Below are 1,832 nucleotides of genomic sequence, written 5' to 3'. Positions count from 1 at the left end.
TGCAGCGTGCAGAGGATGATGTAAAGGCTGCAAGGGAGCGTGCTGAAGCCTCCGAGAGGCGTGCTGAGATGGAAAGGGAGCGCGTCGGGCGTTTGGAGCTTGAGCTTAATGCTGTCTATAATAGCCGTTCATGGCGCGTCACAAGGCCATTGCGTCTGGTCTTCCATCAGGCAAGGCTCATCAAGGGTCAAGGATTTGCGGCGCGTACAAAGACCATTGTAAAATCCGTTGCAAAACCGATTCTGGTCCGATCCATAACTTTCTTTGATTCTCATCCGGCCCTCCGGAGCCGTTGCATAAACTTCATCCGTAAATTTGGTCTGTATGATAACACCCGGGCCTTCTACAGGCGTGTTATGTACGGGCGGCAGGAGCCGCAGCCCGCAGCAGCACGGCCGGTTACAGATATCGAGTTGCAGCAACTCTCCCCTCGGGCGCACAGGATATATCTGCAACTCAAAGAGGCCATGGAGAGACACGGCAGGGATGATTGTCGATAGATTCGCCCTGCGCGATAAATGACAGATTGATGGGATTATAAAAATTGCATAGGCGAACACACAGACCCGCCCATGCATATAGGAGAGGGAGATAGATGCGCATCGTTCTTGACATGCAAGGGGCGCAGACTGAAAGCCGTTTTCGCGGCATCGGCCGCTATACCATGTCGCTTGCCAAGGCCATTGCGCGCAATCGGGGAGAACATGAAATCATCCTTGCCTTAAGCGGTCTGTTTCCCGAGACCATTGAGCCCATCCGGGCGGAATTCGACGGGCTTCTTCCGCAAGAGAATATCCGCGTCTGGCAGGCACCCGGCCCGGTACAGGAATGTCAGCCCGGAAATGAGTGGCGCCGTAAGGTGGCTGAGCACATTCGCGAGGCCTTTCTTGCAAGCCTCAGGCCTGATATCATCCATGTCTTCAGTCTGTTCGAGGGCTATGTGGACGATGCGGTGACCAGCATAGGCCTATTCGATAACACGACGCCCGTGAGCGTAACCCTCTATGATTTGATCCCTCTTATTCATGCCGATCATTATCTGAAGCCCAATCCACTTTACCATGCCTATTACACGCGAAAGCTCGAGCATCTGAAGAAGGCCTCCCTTCTTCTTGCCATATCAGAGTCTTCGCGCAAAGAGGCTATAGAGCATTTGGGATTCCCTGAAGATGCGGTGATAAATGTATCTACAGCGGTTGATGAATGTTTCCGGCCTTTGGCTCTAAGCAAAGAAGAGGAGGAGAGGATTCGACGGAAATTCGGTATCCTGAAGCCCTTTGTGCTCTATACCGGTGGCATTGACCACCGCAAGAACATCGAAGGACTGATCCGCGCCTATGCCGGGCTTTCTGAGAAATTGAGAGACGGTTATCAGCTTGTCATGGCCGGCAAGATGCCGGAAGGAGAAAGGCGAAGGCTCTTGGCCCTTGCACAACAGTATGGGCTTAAGTCGAATGAAATAATCTTTACGGGCTATGTGAGCGACGAAGATCTTGTCCGTCTTTATAATTTGTGCACCGTATTTGTTTTTCCTTCGCTTCACGAAGGTTTTGGTCTGCCGGCGCTTGAGGCCATGGCCTGCGGCGCGGCAGTGATTGGCTCGAATACCACAAGCATTCCAGAAGTGATTGGCCGGGAGGATGCCCTGTTTGACCCGCACAAGGACGATGCAATCGCCGAGAAGCTCGAGCTGGTGCTTACTGACGAGGACTTTCGAAGGGAATTGCAGCACCACGGCATTGAGCAGGCAAAGAGGTTTTCATGGGATGAGTCGGCAAGGTGGGCAATTGCCGCCTTTGAGGCCTTTTATGCCAAGAAAGCAGATCAACCGG

1 protein-coding gene and 1 pseudogene are annotated in these 1,832 nt (G+C 52.9%); both read left to right on the top strand.

Annotated features, from left to right (window positions below):
• Nucleotides 1–500, top strand: a pseudogene (locus ACP5SG_RS08110) (hypothetical protein); the annotation flags it as partial.
• Nucleotides 501–595: 95 nt separating this feature from the next.
• The coding region (locus tag ACP5SG_RS08105; RefSeq protein ID WP_428123402.1) for a glycosyltransferase family 4 protein at nt 596–1,832 on the top strand (1,237 nt) is incomplete at its 3' end.

The sequence above is a fragment of the Dissulfurimicrobium sp. genome, from assembly GCF_049968175.1.
In the GTDB taxonomy this organism is placed as follows: domain Bacteria; phylum Desulfobacterota; class Dissulfuribacteria; order Dissulfuribacterales; family Sh68; genus Dissulfurimicrobium; species Dissulfurimicrobium hydrothermale.
The sequence above is the reverse complement of the archived record's forward strand: the minus strand, read 5'-3'. Positions and strand labels throughout refer to the sequence as shown.